Source organism: Marinobacter sp. MIT930201, assembly GCF_047122665.1.
GTDB lineage: Bacteria > Pseudomonadota > Gammaproteobacteria > Pseudomonadales > Oleiphilaceae > Marinobacter > Marinobacter salarius.
This window is the reverse complement of sequence record NZ_CP138916.1, coordinates 2,699,001-2,717,005: the sequence shown is the minus strand read 5'-3', so window position 1 is coordinate 2,717,005 and position 18,005 is coordinate 2,699,001. Positions and strand designations below refer to the sequence as shown.

The following is an 18,005-nucleotide window of genomic DNA, read 5'->3' as shown; positions in this document are numbered from 1 at the left end:
GTATAGACCCTGAGCAGCGATCTGCGCCTGACGCCTCATCGCGTTCCCGTGGAACCAAAGCCGCCGTCACCTCGCACGCTGGCGTCAAAGGAAGACACCACTTCGAAGTCTGCCTGTACCACTGGCACCAGCACCAGCTGCGCAATACGCTCACCCACATCGATGGTGAACTCGCTTTGCCCCCGATTCCAGCAGGAAACCATTAACTCGCCCTGATAGTCGGAATCGATCAGGCCCACCAGATTGCCCAACACAATGCCATGTTTGTGGCCGAGACCGCTGCGGGGAAGAATCATCGCTGCCAACGAAGTATCCGCGATGTGAATCGAGAGTCCGGTCTTTATCAGTTCGGTCTGCCCCGGCTTCAGTGTGAGCGGTGCGTCCAGACAGGCGCGCAGGTCCAGCCCTGCAGAGCCATCCGTCGCATACTCGGGAAAAGGGACTGAACGACCGATCCGGTCATCCAGAATGCGTACCTGAAAGGTTTTGCGGGTCATTGAGTTTCCTTGTTACAGAGCGCCGGCTGCGCCAGCCTTTGATTTGAGGTGTTCGCCAATCAGTGCCATCAGTCGCTGAGCGATGGCCACCTTGGTGTCAGGCCCGATCGCCTCCTGGCCCTGGGCCCAGAAAGCAATCACTGCATTATTGTCACTGTTGAAACCCAGCCCTGGCGTAGACACGTCATTGGCCACAATCATATTCAGCTTTTTGCGTGTCAGTTTGTCGAGGGCATAGCGCTCAACGTCCCGGGTTTCTGCCGCGAAACCCACGGTAAAGGGCGCATCGGCACGCGCAGCTATGGCAGCAAGGGTATCGGGATTACGCACCAGCGACAGGCTCATGCCTTCATCCGTTTTCTTGATCTTGTCGCCAGCACAGCTGTCGGGGCGATAATCCGCCACCGCCGCCGTCGCAATAAACAGGTCGCAGCCTTCATCCACAGCGCCACTGGCACACTCCAGCATGTCCTGCGCGGTTGTCACACCGCGAACCTCAACACCCGCCGGCGCTTCGATGGACACCGGACCACTGACAAGGACGACGTCCGCACCGGCCATTCTTGCGGCTGAGGCCAACGCATACCCCATTTTGCCAGAGCTGTAATTGCTGATATAGCGCACCGGGTCAATCGGCTCCCGCGTAGGGCCCGCGGTTATAACCACACGCCGGCCCGCCAGCGGGCCTTTGGTGGCACCGGAAATCAGGTCAAACAACACAGTGGGCTCCAGCATTCGGCCCGGCCCGACATCACCGCAGGCCTGCGCGCCCTGGTCGGGCCCCAGGAGGGTCACCTGGGCATCCGCCGCCAGCAGCTCAATGTTTCTCTGGGTTCGGCGATTACCCCACATGGCTTGATTCATCGCCGGAGCCACTGCAATGGGGGCCTCTGTGGCACAACAAAGCGTGGTCAGAAGATCGTCAGCCATGCCCTGGGCCAGGCGGGCTATGAAATCCGCGGAGGCGGGCGCAATCACTACCTGATCGGCCCATTTTGCCAGTTCGATATGCCCCATTCCGGACTCTGCTTCCGGATCCAGCAAAGAGGTTCTGACCGGCTCACCGCTAAGCGCCTGAAACGTCAGTGGTGTCACGAAGGCCTCGGCACCACGGGTCATCACAACCCGTACCTCGTGACCGGATTTTTTTAGCAGGCGAACCAGTTCTGCGCTCTTGTAGGCAGCGATGCCACCGGTCACGCCCAGCAGAATTCGTTTAGCGGCCATCAACGGCTCCGTATTCATCACGAAATGAAAGGCTTATAAGATAGCATGCCAGAGCGCTGCCGGCAGCCTCACAGCCATGCTAGAATTCCAGCCGTCCACCGGGCGACCACCACCCCGGTATTCAAGGCGCAGGATGCGCGCAATAACGGTAGAAAGGACTCCACCATGTCACATTCAGACTGGCCCACCGACGAACGCCCGAGGGAACGCCTGCTGGCCCACGGCGCCAACAGCCTGTCGGACGCGGAACTGCTGGCCATTTTTTTGCGAACCGGCACTGCCGGCATGCCCGTGATGGCGCTCGCCCGCCATCTCACCGAAGCCTTCGGTGGCCTGCGAGGATTGATGACCGCTTCGCGCAGGCAATTCTGCGACGTCAAAGGGCTCGGTACTGCAAAGTACGCCCAGGTCCAGGCGGCTATGGAAATGGCCCGACGGGTCATGGACGAGCCACTTCGTCAGGGGGACCCATTGCGCTCGCCGGAGGATACCCGTCGTTTCCTGTGCAGCCGCCTTGGCACCTACCCCCACGAGGTTTTCTCAGGCCTGTTCCTGGATAACCGGCATCGGGTGATCCGCTATCAGGAGTTGTTCCGGGGGACCATTGACGGCGCAGCTGTCTACCCGAGGGAGGTGGTCCGGCAAGCCCTGGAGTTTAACGCAGCGGCGGTTATATTCGCCCATAACCACCCGTCAGGGGTCGCAGAGCCCAGCCAGTCGGACATTTCACTGACCCGGAGATTGAAAGAGGCACTGGGGTTGGTGGATATCAGGGTTCTTGACCATATGGTTGTCGGCCATGGTGAGGTAATATCACTTGCAGAACGGGGACTGATGTAAAGGGGCTGATGTAAACCTGTTGGCGCTTCATCGGAAAACTGGCCAAATTCCCAACAAATTTTTGCGTTGGGGAAGCAGTTCTGGTATAAAAGCGTCCCTTTCTGGCGGCGTCTGGCGAGCAGCGTGCATTTTTTGAGGCGCAGGTAGCAACCAGAGACCCGATTAAACGATTTAAATACGCATTTTCAGGACCAAAGCTCAGGTCGGAGGCAAGTATGTCCAGAGTCTGTCAGGTTACCGGTAAGCGACCGGTCACCGGTAACAACGTTTCTCACGCGATGAACCACTCACGTCGTCGTTTTCTGCCCAACCTGCAGAACCATCGCTTCTGGGTTGAATCAGAGAAGCGCTTCGTAAAGCTGCGCGTATCCACCAAGGGTATGCGTGTTATCGACAAAAAAGGCATTGACGCTGTGCTGGCCGATCTTCGTGCCCGCGGCGAGAAATTTTAAGGAGCCGCATCATGCGCGAGAAAATCAAGCTGGTTTCATCAGCAGGTACTGGTCACTTCTACACGACCAAGAAGAACAAGCGTAACACCCCGGAAAAAATCGAGATCAAAAAGTACGATCCGGTTGTCCGCAAGCATGTTGCGTACAAGGAAGCGAAGATCAAGTAAGATTTTCGTTACCCAAGAAACCCGGCCATGGCCGGGTTTTTTTGTGCCTGGCCTTAAAATGTTTCCAGATACCCTTTGGGCAACTTGATGTCCATGGCGATCGGCAAATGATCCGACACCGGATAGCTGACCACCTCTGACCGTCGTATCTCCAGGCTTGGGCTGACCAGTATGTGATCCAGCGCCCTCTCCGGTCGCCAACTCGGAAAACTGTGGGCCGTCTCGGGCAGCGGGACCAGGTTCGAATGCTTCAGCGGCGTATTGCTCAACAACTGCTCTGCGTGGTTATTCAGATCCCCCATGAGAACCACATGCTGATACTCGGAAATCAATTCCTGAATATACGCCAGTTGCCGCTGCTGAGCCGCTTTGCTGAGCGAGAGGTGCATCATCACCAACACAAGGGGGTCTTCCTCTGCCCCGTAACGGGCGATAATGGCACCCCGCCCCGGAATCAGTCCGGGCAACCGGTGCTCCTTCACATCCAGCGGACGATAACGACTCAGCAGGCCATTGCTGTGCTGAGCCAGCTGCCCAAGGTTCCGATTGAGCTGCTGGTACCAGTAAGGAATGCCTGAAGCCTCGGCCAGATACTGAACCTGATTGATGTAACCACTGCGCAGACTGCCACCATCACACTCCTGCAGGGCGACCACATCGTAGTTACTCAGCAGGGTGGCGATACGGTCCAGGTTCTGGATGCGGTTGCGGTGAGGCAGAAAGTGCTGCCAACTCCGGGTGAAGTAGTGGCGGTAGGAGGAGGTGTTGATGCCGACCTGGATATTGAAGGTCAGCAGCCGGATGTGACGATGCGCCTCAAACTCGGGAACGTGCTCATCGCCAGAACAAGCCCCGCGCGGGCCGTTCGTCGACCTGAGGATACCATTCAGCTGCTTGCGAATACGGTTGTACATGATGGCAGCTCAGACTCCTGACAAGGCCCGGTCACGGCCAGCGGACCGGGCCCATGCGTTTACTCGGCCTGACCAGCACGCTCCTGCTCAATCAGGTAATCGACAACCTCCAATGCCGCTTCATGGCTACCCGCCATGGAAGCCGTAACCCTGTACTTGCCATTCACAAGCATAGTCGGTGTGCCGGTAACACGCGCACCCCGAATCTTGGCCTGAGCCTGCTGCATTTTGGCATTAACACCAAAGCTGTTGTAATTCTTGAGGAATTCTTCGCCGTCGACACCGTGCCCGGCCACGAAATCAGCAAGAGCTTCACCCGAATTCAGCGGGCGGCGTTCTCCCGCAAGCGCATCGAACAGGGCGTCATGAACCTTGTCCAGTTCTCCCATGGCTTCCAGCGCGTAAAAGGCCTTGGCATGGGGTTCCCAGGAGCGGCCGAGGGCCGCAGGAATTTTCACGTAGTTGACGTCTTCAGGCAGATCCTCCGCCCAGCTTTCGACCAGCGGCTTGAAGGTGTAGCAGTGGGGGCAGCCATACCAGAAGACCTCAGCCACCTCGATACCACTCTCACTGGCGGTTCTCACCGGGGTATCCAGCACCTGATAGTGCGTCCCTTCTTCCCAGTTGGCGGCGCTGGCCTGCGCAATAAACGACATGGCCAGGATGGATAGTGCGGCGTTCCGGATTAATCGGATCATTCATGGTCTCCGGTTATCTGATTGGATGATGTGAAAGGATTATGACCCAGCAGGCACGAAAAGTTCCACCAGACATGGATTAAACAGAAGCAACCCATAAAAAACCCCGCATCAGCGGGGTTTTTTCAGTCGTAGCGCGTGTCAGAGGTTACTGAAGACCGGACACGTAGCTCGAAACGGCCTTGATCTCAGAGTCGGTCAACTTGGCGGCGACATCCATCATGATGGATGCGTTCTGGCCAGCATCACGCTCACCGTCTCGATACGCCTTGAGCTGCTTTTCGACGTATTCAGCGCTCTGACCACTGAGCCTGGGGTAGCCGGCAGGCCCATTCCCCATGCCTCGAGGGTTGTGGCATCCGGCACACGCCGGCACACCAGAAGCCATGTTGCCACCACGGTAGAGCATCTGACCCTCTTCAACCAGATCGGGGTTGGCCTGGGCCACGGTAATGTCCTGACTGTCGAAATAGGCCGCAAGATCCTGCAGATCCTGGTCAGACATGTCACTCAAAAGGCCCGTCATTTCGGCAATTTCACGCTTGCCTTCCTTGATCGCAACCAATTGCTGGTACAGATACTCTTCGCCAATGCCCGCCAGTTTCGGGTAAACCGCCATGACCGGCTTGGCACCGCCCTGGCCATGACACCCGGCGCACACCGCTGCATTTGCTTCGCCTGCTTCAGGATCTCCCGCCCCGTGAGCCATCGCTGTGAGGCCAACACCGAGAACAACTCCTGCGATCAGTTTTTTCATGCTCGCTCCGCTTCTCTCATCCAAAAGTATTCTTCGTTATGCAGCCGGCAGGCACTGGCCAAGAAGGCACAAACCGGGGCTGTTCAGCAGCAACGCTCAGCGTACTGCCCGGATTTGGTGTAGCATTATACATTAATCCCTGATAACTGAAATCCAATAGGAATACCAACACCCGTGTCATCAGACCTGACTCAAAAAAGCCTCTCGTTCAACAGCGCCCGGTTCCTGATCAGTGCCTCACGCCTGGAGGAATGCCCTCCGGACCACGGTTCCGAGGTGGCCTTCGCCGGCCGCTCGAACGCGGGCAAATCCAGCGCCATCAATTGCATCACCACCAACGGCAAGCTGGCCCGTACCAGTAAGACCCCCGGGCGCACCCGGCTGATCAATTTCTTCTCACTCAACCGGGAAAACTGCCGGATGGTCGATCTGCCCGGGTACGGTTACGCCAAAGTGTCCCGGGATATGAAAGACGACTGGCAGAAACATCTGGGCCACTACCTGAATGATCGCCGCTGCCTGCGGGGGCTGGTACTGGTCATGGATATACGCCACCCATTAACGGACTTCGACCAAATGATGGTGGAATGGTGCGAACATAACAACCTTCCACTGATGATTCTTGCCACCAAGGCCGACAAGCTGAAATTTGGCCAGGCCAAAACGGCCATGATGGGCATTGCCAAAAAGTTGGAAGAGTTCCAGTGCGTGGAGCACCTGATTATGTTCTCGGCAACGTCAAAACGGGGAGTCGAAGAGTGCCGGGAGGCACTGACCGCCTGGCTGGAAACCGAGGACTAACTAGAGCGTGCCTCCACGCTCTATCCGGTAGCCCAGATCGATACGCGGCTCGGTGATGCCGGCACCGCCCAGGCGGGTCAGCAGCTCCTGGGCCGCCCTCTGGCCCACGGCCTCTCGTGGTGTGATCACACTCGCCAGGGGAGGTACCATCACACGGCCAACGTCGTGACCATGGAAACCGGCGATCGCAATCCGCTCTGGCACCGGAATACCCCGGCGCTGACACTCGAAAAACGCACCAATCGCAACGTCATCGTTGGTGCAGAAGATGCCGTCAACGTCCGGATTCTCCTCCAGTATCCGCACCATCAGGGTGGCACCCACACTAAAAGACGAGCGTTGCTCGCTGCGCAGGGTGACTGGCGTCAGCCCCTGCTCTTCCATTGCCCGGCTGTACCCTTCCTGACGTTGCAAGGTACGGGCATCCAGCCGCACGGCGAGATAGACCACGCGCCTGCGTCCAAGCCGGATCATCTCCCGCACCATGTCATAAGCCGCGCTGACGTTATCAAACCCGACAGCCTGCTCGAACGGGGTCGAATGCGTGTCCATGATTTCCACGGTGGGCACCCCAGCGGTCTGAAGCATCCTCAGCGTGCGGCCCGTGTGCTGACTCTCGGAGAGAATCACGCCGTCCACGTTGTAGGACAGCAGCGATGACAGACTGCGCTCCTCAATCTCGGGGCTGTAGCCGTAGTGAGACAGCATCAGGTGGTAACCGGCGGGCTCGGTAACCGCTTCCACACCCTTGATCACATCCGCAAAGACCTGGTTGGTCAGGGACGGAAGCAACACACCAATGGCGTGGCTGGTGGACTTGGACAACAGGTCCGGCGCGCGATTGGGGATATACCCCAGTGCTTCGGCTTCGGCAAAGATCCGCTCCCGCATAGGCTTGGAGACATTGTCTGCACCACGAAGGCAACGGCTGACCGTCATCTTGGTGGCACCAACCCGGTCCGCAATGTCCTGCAATGTGGGACGTTTGTTCTTTACCATTTACGGCTCCAGCCAGAACGTTCAAAGAGGCCTATCATACCCGAGCCCGACAAGGCAGTGACGGATCACTTGCTCCGGCGTACCGGAGACATCGACGGCCACCGCGTTTTCACCCGGCCCCGGCTCCTCCAGCAAATGGAACTGGCTCTCCAGCATCGCGTGACCATTGAAGTAATGATCGGTTCGGCTGGAGTGGCGCGCCCAGATGGTTTCAAAATCCCCCTTGAGATAAACGAACCGGGTTTCCGGGCTGCCCCCCTGCAAACGCTCGCGGTAGACGCGCTTCAAGGCGGAACAGGCCAGCACCAGACCACCCTCCTCCCGCCGGATCAACTCGGCAAGGTCATCCAGCCAACCGAGACGATCCTCATCGGTCAGCGGAATACCGGCTGCCATTTTCTCCACGTTGGCACGGCTGTGGTAATCGTCCGCGTCGAAAAACGGAACGCCGAGTTCCTGTGCAAGCCTGGCCCCGGTGAGGCTTTTGCCACACCCGGACACGCCCATCACCACGATTTTTGGTGTCTTTGGTGTCATCCTTTCACTCATGTCACTGCCACCATAGCGCCAATTGAGGGAACACAATCAGCAGACCAAGGGCGACCACCTGAAGCGCGATAAACGGCAGCAGGGCACGGAAGATCTCCCCCAGGGAGATGTCTTTTGGCGTCACGGTCTTGAGATAGAAGGCCGCCGGGCCAAACGGCGGTGACAGGAAGGACACCTGCATGTTCATGCAGAACACCACCCCGAACCAGATCGGGCTATAGCCCAGTTCCGTCACAATCGGCACAAAGATCGGCATGGTGAGCAAGGCAACGCCGACCCAGTCCAGGAACATACCCAGGATGAGCAGGATCAGCATCATGAACAGGATCGTCGTCAGGCCATGGCCACCGCTGACGGCGAAAACCATGTCGCGGACGAAATCGATACCGCCCATGAGGTTGTAGACGCCCACCAGAGCGGTTGCGCCGATACCAATCCAGATAATCATGCCGCACACCCGCAGCGTGCTGATGGTGGCCTTGCGCACCATGGCAAGGGACAGCTCACCACGAATCCAGGTGCTGATGGCAATACCCATCACGCCCAGGGCCGAGGCTTCCGTGACCGACGCCACACCGCCATAGATGCTGCCCAATACCACAACCACTGTGAGCAGGGGAAACAGCAGCGCCTTGAAGAAGTTCGGCGCCGGCGTTTCGGGCGTGTCCTGGTCCGACGGCAGCGGCGCCATCTCCGGCTTCAGCCAAACCCGGATCAACACATACCCCATATAGAGCAGCGCCAGTATCAATGCGGGCAAGAAAGCCCCTTTGAACAGATCGCCGATGGACACGTTGGCGGTCAGCCCGTAGATAATCAGTACAATACTGGGAGGTAGCATGGTGCCGAGTGCGCCACCGGCACAGGTGGTGCCAATGGCGAGTTTGCGGTCGTACCCCAGGCGCAGCATTTGCGGCAGCGCCAGGATGCCCAGCAACACCGTCTCGCCACCGATCACACCGGACATGGAGGCGAGGATCACCGCCACCACCAGCGTCTGGATGGCCACACCACCTCGGAGTTTGCGACCCAGGCGGGCCATGGCATCGAACAGGTCCCGGGCAATGCCGGAATGATCCAGCAGCGAGGCCATCAACACGAACATCGGCACCGCCAGGAACACATAGTTGCCGATAAAGCTGTACAGACGGCTGCTGACAATGGGCAGGGCATCCGGGCCAAACCAACCGAGCGCGAACACAAGAGCGACCAGACCGGTGGCAAACGCCAACTGCATACCGGTCAGGAGCAATACAATCAGCATGACAAGCATCAACAGGCTGCCATAGCCGATACCAAGGGAGGCCAGTTCAAACATCATTTATCTCCCTTGCCACGAAGGTCACGCATAAGGTGCAACAGGAACTGAAGCGTCATGACCGCCACCGCAACCAGGATGACCACCTTCAGCAGCGCGGGAAACGGCGGGTTCCAGGCGGAGCCGGAGGTTTCCAGTCGCCAGCCACCCCAGGGCGCCAGTACGGCTTCGGTCGCCATCGACCAGCTGGCGAACAGCAGCATGCCGCAGAAGGCAAGTCCCAGCAGGTGGTGGACAACCCGCAACCAACGCTGGGCACGGTGAGAGACGGCGTCGTAGATCAATACAATACGCACGTGTCGATCGGTAGCCAGGGCATAAAGCCCGCCAATAACAAACAGTGTGGCACCGGCAAAGGTCACGGTTTCGTGCACCCAGAGCGTGGGGGAATCAAACACATAACGGCGGACAATCTCGTAGAACGACACCACTACAATGGCGGCAAAGACCAGGCTCAGCCTCTTGCCAAGCCAGACAATGGCCTTGTCCAGCCGGGTAAACCCGACGTCTTCATCCTTCATAATGAACTCCTCGCTCCGGGGCCATAGGGCGCCCGGAGGCTGATATCGAGGGAACCTGTTTTAGAGGAGGCCCTGGGACTCCAGGTACTCAGTCACCGACTGGTAGACCTTCTCGGCATTGGGCGACTGCTCTGCGTAGACCTGCCACTGGTCACGGGCGATGGTGCGGAACTTCCGACGCTCCTCAGCGGACCAGTCGTGGATGGTAATGTCCGGGTTGGCCCGGGCTTCGTTGACAGCTTCACGATCGGCCATCGCCAACTGGGTGCTGATATCCTGGGCAAAGTCGCGGGCGGATACCGTCATGATGGCCTGAATGTCCTCTGGCAGCTCGTTCCACTCCTTGAGGTCCATCGCGATTTCAATCAATGGCAGCGAATGGAAACCAGGGTTGACCGGGTGCGGCGCAATCTCGTTCAGACCGGCCTCATGGTTGGTGGAGAACACGGTGTAGTCCGCGGCATCAATCACACCCTTGCTCAACGCCGTGTAGACTTCAGACCCCGGCAGGTTCACGGGGGATGCGCCCGCGGCGGCAAAGACAGACTGCACCAGCCCTTCCGGTGCGCGCATCTTCAGCCCCTTGAGATCCTCGACGCCATCCAGCGGTTTCTTCGACACAAACGACTCCACGCCGGTACCGCCACCGCCGACAAATTTCACGCCATAGGGCTTGTAGAGCTCGTTCATCAACTCATAGCCGCCACCATGGTTGATGTAATCAATGAGCTGGTCCGGGCTGGACCAAGCGCCAACGGTGTTGCCGATCAGGCCGAATGCAGGATCCTTTCCCGAGAAATACCCCGTCACGGAAATATGGCCATCCAACACGCCCATTTTCATGGCGCCGAGGGTTTCGGTGTGGCTGACAACGCTACCCACCGGCAGCAGGTCAATCTCGATACGACCACCGGTCATCGCTTCTACCCGGTCGGCCCACGCCTGCTGGATCTCGAAGTTCTTGACGCCGGAAGGATCTGAAGACTGGAACTTGAAGTTGAAATCGGCGGCAAGGGCATTGCACGCCAGGGTGGCTGACAGAAGGCCAGCTGCGAGTCTTGTCGGGAACATATTGGTATCTCCTGATTGTTTTTGTGCCGGCATATGTTACCGGTAACATTTGCGAGTCTATTGGATTTAAAACGCTCTGACAAGGATGCAATGGAAGGTCGGTTTGGGGTTATGAGGGGAGGGCTGGCATAAAAAGCCGACCTGCCAGAAGACAGGCCGGTGAAACGTCAGGGTTTGCGACGTGCTAAAACCTGAGAACTCACTCAGGAGACACCGAGAATGTCCGAATCCCCGATGTCGTAACTATTGACACGCCAATTGATCAAAAGTTCCTCAATGATTCCAGATGGGTTCGCCCTGCCCTGAAACCGATGCGTCAGCCGCATCCGGCAAACGCGGACGATACTTCTCCCGCAACGTCATCACCTGCTCCCGGTAATCCGCCGTCAGATAGGGAATTTCCAGGGTCAGCACCTGATAGATGCCCTGCTTCAGCTCGGTCAGAGTCAGGCTCGCAGAGGCCTCAGAGGCGTGGGCGGTTTTCAGGAAAGCCATCCAGTTGGTAATGACCAACCATACGTTCAGGGACATCGCGGAACGCAGCTCTTCAGGCTGAGGCTCGATAATTCCCGCCTCCGCCAGCTTCTCGAATATCCGGCTGATCGCCGCCAGACAGCGGTTGGTGAACTCGCGGTAGTCCTGGCGCAGGCGTTGATCACTGTCGAGCAGGTATTCCAGGTCGCGGTGAAAAAACCGATAGCTCCAAAGGCCATCGAACACCGATTCGAGATAAAAGGTCAGGTCATCCAGAGTAATGGGCCGGTTCTCCGGGATATCCAGGTAAAAATCCACCAGCTTTTCATACTCGAGAAAGATCTCGTAAATGATGTCGGACTTGTTACGGAAGTGGTAATACAGGTTGCCCGGCGATATCGCGAGGTGGGCGGCGATATGGTTGGTGGTTACGTTGCGCTCTCCCCTTTCGTTGAACAGATCAAGGCTCGAAAGAAGAATCTTGTCTCGGGTTTTCATAGGCTCAGCAATGCGTGTTGTTGTGTGGGTGCCTGTGCTTTGGCGCTGCGATCCGTGGATGGCCCGATCAGCCATCAGGGCCAGCTTGACTACCTAGAGTATATACTCTAATAATAGCCCCAAGCGCAAACTGAATACTTTTTCACCACCGCATTCCGGAGCTGTCGCAGGCTCCACGAACAATAAGGGCGGCGACCCGGCAGGCCGGGGCCGCGAGGAGAGAGCGATATGGTAGCCACCGTTGTCCAGCTGACTGAAAGCAAGAAGCACATCCAGCACACCCACCGTGTGTTTGAGGACCAGAAGAAGGCGTTTCGCAACAACCCGATGCCGTCGCTAACCGAGCGTCAGGAGAATCTGAAGCGCCTCAAGCGCGTACTGCTGTCCAATCAGGATCGGTTACTGGACGCCATCGACCGGGACTTCAGCTGTCGTTCGAAGGACGAATCGCTGATTGCGGAAGTGATGCCGTCCATTCAGGGCATCAACTACACCCTGAAAAACCTGGAAGGCTGGATGAAGCCCTCCAAGCGGCATGTGTCCGTGTTGTTCCAGCCCGCCAGCAACCGCGTTCACTACCAGCCTAAGGGTGTTGTGGGCGTCATCGTGCCCTGGAACTACCCTCTGTATCTGGCCGTTGGGCCGCTGGTGGCCTCACTGGCTGCGGGTAACCGTACGATGATCAAGATGTCGGAGTTCACGCCGCACACCTCTGCTTTGTTCAAGGAGATTGTCGAATCTGCGTTTCCGGAGGACCTGGTCTGTGTGATTAACGGTGAAGCGGATGTCGCCGCAGACTTTTCCAGCCGGCCCTTCGATCACCTTCTGTTCACCGGCTCCACGTCGGTGGGCAAGCTGGTGATGCGGGCAGCCGCGGAAAATCTCACGCCGGTGACTCTGGAACTGGGCGGCAAGTCGCCTGCCGTCGTATCGCCGGATGTTCCGATGGAAGACGCCGCCCAGCGTATCGCTTTCGGCAAGGCGCTGAATGCGGGCCAGACCTGTGTGGCACCGGATTATGTGTTGTGCCCGGCAGACCGTGTGCAGGCGTTTGTGGATGAGTATCGCCATCAGTTTGCGGCGATGTATCCGAGCCTGCGGGATAACGAGGATTACACGGCGATTATCAATGAGCGCCAATATGACCGCCTGCAAGGCTATCTTGACGATGCGCGGGAAAAAGGGGCCGAGCTGATTGAGATCAATCCGGCCAATGAGAACCTGAAGGATGGCACCCGCAAGATGCCGATTACGCTGGCGCTGAAGACCACGCCGGATATGAAGATCATGCAGGATGAGATTTTCGGGCCGATTCTGCCGATCATCAGCTATGGCAACCTGGATGAGGCGATCCATTACATTAATGACCGTCCTCGCCCGCTAGCGCTGTATTTCTTCGGTTACGACAAGTCGATGCAGGAGCATGTGGTCAACCAGACACATTCCGGTGGCATGTGCATCAACGATGCACTGATGCACGTTGCCCAGGATGACCTGCCATTTGGTGGTATCGGTGATTCGGGGATGGGGCATTACCACGGCAAGGAAGGTTTCCTGACGTTCTCTCATCAACGGGCGATTTTCAGTAAGCAGAAGTTCAACAGTGGCAAGTTTGTGTATGCGCCGCACGGAACGACGGCTCACAAGATGGTATATAAGTTGTTTATTCGGTGACTTGGGTGCTGGTCGCCGGCCAAAAAAAGACAATAAGAACAAGAGAGTCGTTATGCCTGAAAGCCTTTCTCGATCCGTGCAAACGGACCTTTCCGATTCCGCCATGGACCGTCGGAGTTTTCTCCGGACCGGGCTTGGTGGAGCCATGTTCCTCGGCACGGTGAGTGTGACCGCTGGCCTGTCCGGCTGTGCAACCGCGCCCGCCGGGCGGGACTATCCGATGCCGGGGGCGATGGACCAGAGCTACGAGTTCCAGTTCCTGACCCGCGACGACATTGTGTTGTTCCAGGCATTGCTACCAGCCATGGTGGGCCCCGGGCTGACTGAGGAGCCCGTGGTTCGCCGCCAGCAGATTCAGGCGACGATTGAGCGCATTGATGCCGGGATTCATCAGTTCGGACCCGCCAACCAGAAGGAGTTGCGGGGTCTGTTTGACCTGCTGAACTTCGGGCTGACACGGGTGACGGTTGCCCGGATCTGGTCGAGTTGGGAGAACGCCAGCACGCAGTCCGTGGATGCCTTCCTTGAGCGCTGGCGCACCAGTGGTGTTGGGCTGTTCAACAACGGCTACATCGCCCTGACCAAGGTCAGTAACGTGGCGTTCTATGGCCACGAAGACCACTGGCACCTCTCCGGCTACCCCGGACCACCCGCCTGGGCCGTGGACGCCCTGCCCCAGTTCAAAGACAACGCCTGAGCCAACCGGAGCATTATTATGTCGTTAACGGATCGTATCGCCCGTGGGCTTGAGGCTGGCTGGAAGGTCACCGACGGCGCCACCCTGACACAGAACCAGACCCACGAAGCCGATGTGGTGATCATCGGCACCGGCGCCGGGGGCGGCACCACGGCGGAGATTCTGGCGAAAGCCGGGCTGTCGGTGATTCTGGTGGAAGAAGGCCGTCTGTATCACCAGAAAGACTTCAAAATGAACGAGCTGGACGCCTATGCCTCCCTCTACCAGGAAGGCATGAGCCGGGTCACCAAAGACGGAGCAATCGCCATTCTTCAGGGCCGGTGTGTGGGCGGCTCTACCACAGTGAACTGGACGTCCAGCTTCCGTACACCGGCACCGACGCTGAATCACTGGGCCAGCCGTTTCGGGCTCGACGACCTGACCCCGGCATCCATGAAGCCCTGGTTCGACGGCCGCGAGCAACGACATAACATTGAGCCCTGGCTGGCCGAGCCTAATGTGAACAACGACATCCTGCGCCAGGGTTGCGAGGCGCTGGGCTGGTCCTGGGAGGTGATCCCACGCAACGTCAAAGGCTGCTGGAACCTGGGTTACTGCGGCGTGGGCTGCCCCACGAACGCCAAACAGGGGGCTCTGACCACCACTATTCCCGGCGCCCTGGACAACAATGCCCGACTGTTCCACGGCCTGCGGGCCGACAAACTGGTGATGGAGCAGAACAAAATCAGCCACCTTCAGGCCTCGGCCATGGCGGCGGACGGTGTCACCCCGTCTGGCGTCACCGTGGAACTGCGAGCCCGGCATTTCGTGGTGGCCGCCAGCGCCATCGGCTCACCTGGCCTGCTGCTGCGCTCAGACATTCCCGACCCCTACGACCGCATTGGCAAGCGCACCTTCCTGCACCCGGTCAATGCCACCATCGCGGAAATGCCTGACACCGTCGATCCTTATTACGGTGCACCTCAGTCAATCTATTCCGACGAATTCAACTTCTCCCAGGGCGTCGACGGCCCCGCCGGCTTCAAACTGGAAGTACCGCCCCTGCACCCGGCCATGTCCGCCGGCGTGGTTCCCGGCCACGGCGAACAACAGATCCGCGACCTGTCGAAACTGCCCCGGCTGAACTCCGTCATCGCCCTGCTGCGCGACGGCTTCCATCCCGACAGCGTCGGCGGCACCGTCAGCCTCCGCGACGACGGCAGCCCGATCCTGGACTACCCCGTCAGCGACTACCTCTGGAAGGGCCTGAAAGACGCCTTCTACAAAATGGCCGAGATCCAGTTCGCCGCCGGCGCCCAGAAAGTCCGCATCATGCACCTGGATTCCCCCTGGTACACCTCGTGGGCCGACGCCAAAGCCGGCATCGACAACCTGGCCATGGAACCCCACCGCGTCCGCCTGTTCACCGCCCACCAGATGGGCGGCTGCGGCATGGGCCGCAACCCGGAAGAATCCGTGGTCAACAGCTTCGGCGAACACCACCACGTCGCCAACCTCAGCGTCCACGACGCCTCGATCTTCCCCACCAGCATCGGCGCGAATCCGCAGTTGTCGGTTTATGCACTGGCTGCGAGGAACAGCACCAGACTGGCTCAGAAACTCGGGAGTTAAAGAAAGGAGTCCCAAAGAGAGTTTGAGGTCTTCTTAGGCAGGTACGCAGTCCGAAGTGCCGCGTGAGGAGGGCTTCTCAGGATTGTGTAAAGCCAGGGACGGCTTTACTCAAGCGCACATGGGTGAGGCCGAGCGTTTATGAAGCAAAGCTTCATGCGACAGCCGAACGACAGCAATCTATGATTGCTGGCCGGACCCCGAAGGGGTGCTCGTAGCGTATCCTGGAAGGCCATCCTCATGCGGCACATGCACCAAAGCGAGCAATCCAAAGTCAGCAGCCCGCAGAAGTGAGGGATTAGGGAACATTTTGGTTCAAGACGAAGGCTGCTATCCTGTGCGCTTCCGGTGAAAAGGAGCTCCGAATGCCAAAAGTCATCTACCCGGGTACGTTTGACCCGATCACCAACGGCCATACCGACCTCATCGAGCGCGCAGGCCGGCTCTTCGACGAAGTCGTCGTCGCCATCGCCTACAACCCCAAGAAGTCCCCGCTACTGACATTGGAAGAACGCTGCGTGCTGGTGGAAAAAGCCACCTCCCACCTGCCCAACGTCAGCGTCACCGGCTTCAGCAACCTGCTCGCCGATTTCGTCCGGGAACAGAACGCCACCGTAATCATCCGCGGACTGCGAGCTGTCTCCGACTTCGAGTACGAATTCCAGCTAGCCGACATGAACCGCCGCCTGGCGCCGGAAGTGGAAAGCGTGTTCCTGACACCCTCCAACCACCTGTCGTACATCTCCTCCACCCTGATCCGCGAAATCGCCTCACTGGGCGGTGACGTCTCCGAATTTGTCGACCCGGCTGTGGAAGCTGCACTCAAACAGAAATTCATCAAGGACTGACAGACGGGAAAGTGCTGCCCATCCCGGGCAGCACAGAACAACGGATCAGAATATCGGTGGCAGCGGGATCACGTTGCCATTGATGTCCAGGGCCAGATCTTCCAGTGTGCCCTGGATTCGCAGCCGGTCACCCTCCTGCACCACCATGCCCTGCTTGATCAAAGGCGCAACCTGCATCCCCAGCTCCGGATGCTGCTCCACCAGAGCCAGCGGCATGCTGACATCCAGATTGCCGGTCAGCTGCTGCATCACCATCATCATCTGGTCTTTCTCGTCGTCAGACAGCGACGGGTGCTGCACCATGATCTCGCCATTGACCGGGCCATAAGGCGTGGCAAAGGACAGCTCCGGAAACCCGAACGAGAAACCGTTGGCCGCAAGGCCCAGCATGGCCTGATTGATGCGATTCATGGATTCCATCTGCTGCTGCATCATGGCACTCGAATCGCCGCCTGCGGTGTTCAGGGCAGCCGCCTGCATGTCCGTCATTGCCGTTGTCAGGTCACTCCAGCTTTGCACGTCCAGGCCACTTAACACCATTTCCATACGGTGAGGGCCGAAGCTCTCGTCGTCCGCCGTTACCTTTTCCAAAGTAACGACAGCCTCGGAATCAATGCTCTTGCCGTCATCGTCGGTGGTAGTCTCACCACTCATCGAAAAGTCATCAAAGCGAAGGGTCGGCTCGCCCCGTGCCGCCACTTCAAGTCGCGCCAGCGACATGTCCCCGTCACCCAGCCAGACGTCGCCTGTCAGGTGTTCCATGGTCTGTTCAAGGCGAAAATCCTCGATACTGATGCGCAGGTCTGGCCCCCGAATCACGGCGCCCGGCCAAAGCATGAGGATATCAGCCTGTGAACCGTTGCCACTGATTTCTGCTCGGCTAAAGCTTTCCGACATATCAAAGGACTCGCCGGTTTCCTCGTCGATCACACTCACAGCCGGCACGGAAAGCTCGGCGATCGCCGTTCCCCACAGGCGGGTCTCCAGGGTCAACCGGGGCTTTTCGTCGGGGAAGATCTTCTCAACTTCAGCGCCAAGCTCAGGAGGCGGGGTAAAATCAATCAGGCTGCCGGTAACCCCATGGCTTACCCGGGCCTGATAGTCGAATGAGTGCTCGTCACCGGTGTCCGGATCCTGGATCGTGATGGTGCCGGCGAACTCGGCTCCCATGTAGCCCCTGTTATAATCGCGGGTTTGCAGCTTGAACAGGGGCTGCGCCTGATTAACGTCCGCAGTGACCCTCTGCCACTGCTGTTCGGTTACATATCCAACGGCCCAGGGCGCAGCCACACCAACCGCCAGTACGGCTGCACCGGCAACCATCCATTGTTTCTTCAACAGCCTTTACTCCATTACAGCGCCCACATCGCCTCCACTGGGGCAGGCGCATGCGGG

Annotated in this window: 20 protein-coding genes; 8 read left to right on the top strand and 12 right to left on the bottom strand. The window is 58.5% G+C overall.

Annotated features, from left to right (window positions below; genetic code table 11):
- Positions 1-35 precede the first annotated feature (35 nt).
- Both dut and coaBC read right to left on the bottom strand, forming a co-directional pair.
- Entirely contained in the window at positions 36-497 is a 462-nt protein-coding gene (dut, locus tag SIC19_RS12400; protein WP_007153743.1) for a dUTP diphosphatase, read from the bottom strand.
- Between the two features lie 12 nt (positions 498-509).
- Entirely contained in the window at positions 510-1,724 is a 1,215-nt protein-coding gene (coaBC, locus tag SIC19_RS12395) for a bifunctional phosphopantothenoylcysteine decarboxylase/phosphopantothenate--cysteine ligase CoaBC (RefSeq protein ID WP_036210869.1), read from the bottom strand.
- A gap of 165 nt (positions 1,725-1,889) precedes the next feature.
- On the opposite strand from coaBC, the gene radC reads away from it, so the two are divergent.
- From radC to rpmG, 3 genes are all read left to right on the top strand, one after another.
- The gene (gene radC, locus SIC19_RS12390; protein ID WP_127401915.1) at positions 1,890-2,564 is read left to right on the top strand and encodes a RadC family protein; all 675 of its coding nucleotides are present in this window, start codon (positions 1,890-1,892) and stop codon (positions 2,562-2,564) included.
- 215 nt (positions 2,565-2,779) lie between these two features.
- Entirely contained in the window at positions 2,780-3,016 is a 237-nt protein-coding gene (gene rpmB, locus SIC19_RS12385; protein WP_027829915.1) for a 50S ribosomal protein L28, read from the top strand.
- Positions 3,017-3,027: 11 nt separating this feature from the next.
- Positions 3,028-3,183, top strand: coding sequence for a 50S ribosomal protein L33 (gene rpmG / locus SIC19_RS12380; RefSeq protein ID WP_008173465.1), 156 nt, complete (start codon positions 3,028-3,030; stop codon positions 3,181-3,183).
- 53 nt (positions 3,184-3,236) lie between these two features.
- Here rpmG and SIC19_RS12375 read toward each other — a convergent pair whose 3' ends face one another.
- The 3 genes from SIC19_RS12375 to SIC19_RS12365 all read right to left on the bottom strand — a co-directional run bounded on the left by SIC19_RS12375 (position 3,237) and on the right by SIC19_RS12365 (position 5,552).
- Complete coding sequence (locus SIC19_RS12375; protein ID WP_036210862.1) at positions 3,237-4,097, bottom strand: endonuclease/exonuclease/phosphatase family protein; 861 nt, start codon at positions 4,095-4,097, stop codon at positions 3,237-3,239.
- Between the two features lie 59 nt (positions 4,098-4,156).
- Positions 4,157-4,795 (bottom strand): thiol:disulfide interchange protein DsbA/DsbL, encoded by a 639-nt coding sequence (locus tag SIC19_RS12370; protein WP_036210859.1) that lies wholly within the window; start codon positions 4,793-4,795, stop codon positions 4,157-4,159.
- Between the two features lie 148 nt (positions 4,796-4,943).
- Positions 4,944-5,552, bottom strand: a complete 609-nt coding sequence (locus SIC19_RS12365; RefSeq protein WP_036210856.1) for a c-type cytochrome — start codon at positions 5,550-5,552, stop codon at positions 4,944-4,946.
- A 174-nt stretch (positions 5,553-5,726) separates the two neighbouring features.
- On the opposite strand from SIC19_RS12365, the gene yihA reads away from it, so the two are divergent.
- A complete protein-coding gene (yihA, locus tag SIC19_RS12360) occupies positions 5,727-6,353 on the top strand; it encodes a ribosome biogenesis GTP-binding protein YihA/YsxC (protein ID WP_036210853.1) in 627 nt (208 codons plus the stop codon).
- On the opposite strand, the gene SIC19_RS12355 is transcribed toward yihA, so the two are convergent.
- The 6 genes from SIC19_RS12355 to SIC19_RS12330 form a co-directional block, all read right to left on the bottom strand.
- Positions 6,354-7,352 (bottom strand): substrate-binding domain-containing protein, encoded by a 999-nt coding sequence (locus SIC19_RS12355; RefSeq protein ID WP_127401916.1) that lies wholly within the window; start codon positions 7,350-7,352, stop codon positions 6,354-6,356.
- A 21-nt stretch (positions 7,353-7,373) separates the two neighbouring features.
- Positions 7,374-7,901 carry a gluconokinase gene (locus SIC19_RS12350; RefSeq protein WP_228712264.1) on the bottom strand — a complete coding sequence of 176 codons (528 nt, stop codon included), beginning with the start codon at positions 7,899-7,901 and terminating at the stop codon, positions 7,374-7,376.
- 1 nt (position 7,902) lies between these two features.
- The gene (locus tag SIC19_RS12345) at positions 7,903-9,222 is read right to left on the bottom strand and encodes a TRAP transporter large permease (protein ID WP_228712265.1); all 1,320 of its coding nucleotides are present in this window, start codon (positions 9,220-9,222) and stop codon (positions 7,903-7,905) included.
- A complete protein-coding gene (locus SIC19_RS12340) occupies positions 9,219-9,740 on the bottom strand; it encodes a TRAP transporter small permease subunit (RefSeq protein WP_127401917.1) in 522 nt (173 codons plus the stop codon). The genes SIC19_RS12345 and SIC19_RS12340 overlap by 4 nt, the downstream gene beginning before the upstream one ends.
- Before the next feature lie 60 nt (positions 9,741-9,800).
- Positions 9,801-10,811, bottom strand: a complete 1,011-nt coding sequence (locus tag SIC19_RS12335) for a TRAP transporter substrate-binding protein (protein WP_127401918.1) — start codon at positions 10,809-10,811, stop codon at positions 9,801-9,803.
- A 273-nt stretch (positions 10,812-11,084) separates the two neighbouring features.
- On the bottom strand, positions 11,085-11,783 hold the full coding sequence (locus SIC19_RS12330) for a TetR/AcrR family transcriptional regulator (protein WP_075194209.1): 699 nt from the start codon (positions 11,781-11,783) through the stop codon (positions 11,085-11,087).
- Between the two features lie 228 nt (positions 11,784-12,011).
- On the opposite strand from SIC19_RS12330, the gene SIC19_RS12325 reads away from it, so the two are divergent.
- The 4 genes from SIC19_RS12325 (at position 12,012) to coaD (ending at position 16,610) form a co-directional block, all read left to right on the top strand.
- Positions 12,012-13,457, top strand: coding sequence for a coniferyl aldehyde dehydrogenase (locus SIC19_RS12325; protein WP_036210839.1), 1,446 nt, complete (start codon positions 12,012-12,014; stop codon positions 13,455-13,457).
- A 52-nt stretch (positions 13,458-13,509) separates the two neighbouring features.
- Entirely contained in the window at positions 13,510-14,154 is a 645-nt protein-coding gene (locus SIC19_RS12320) for a hypothetical protein (protein ID WP_051947069.1), read from the top strand.
- Between the two features lie 18 nt (positions 14,155-14,172).
- The gene (locus tag SIC19_RS12315; RefSeq protein WP_412535520.1) at positions 14,173-15,765 is read left to right on the top strand and encodes a GMC family oxidoreductase N-terminal domain-containing protein; all 1,593 of its coding nucleotides are present in this window, start codon (positions 14,173-14,175) and stop codon (positions 15,763-15,765) included.
- A 362-nt stretch (positions 15,766-16,127) separates the two neighbouring features.
- The gene (gene coaD, locus SIC19_RS12310; protein WP_075194207.1) at positions 16,128-16,610 is read left to right on the top strand and encodes a pantetheine-phosphate adenylyltransferase; all 483 of its coding nucleotides are present in this window, start codon (positions 16,128-16,130) and stop codon (positions 16,608-16,610) included.
- Positions 16,611-16,655: 45 nt separating this feature from the next.
- Here coaD and SIC19_RS12305 read toward each other — a convergent pair whose 3' ends face one another.
- The gene (locus tag SIC19_RS12305; RefSeq protein WP_226909981.1) at positions 16,656-17,948 is read right to left on the bottom strand and encodes a DUF945 family protein; all 1,293 of its coding nucleotides are present in this window, start codon (positions 17,946-17,948) and stop codon (positions 16,656-16,658) included.
- Positions 17,949-18,005: the final 57 nt, after the last annotated feature.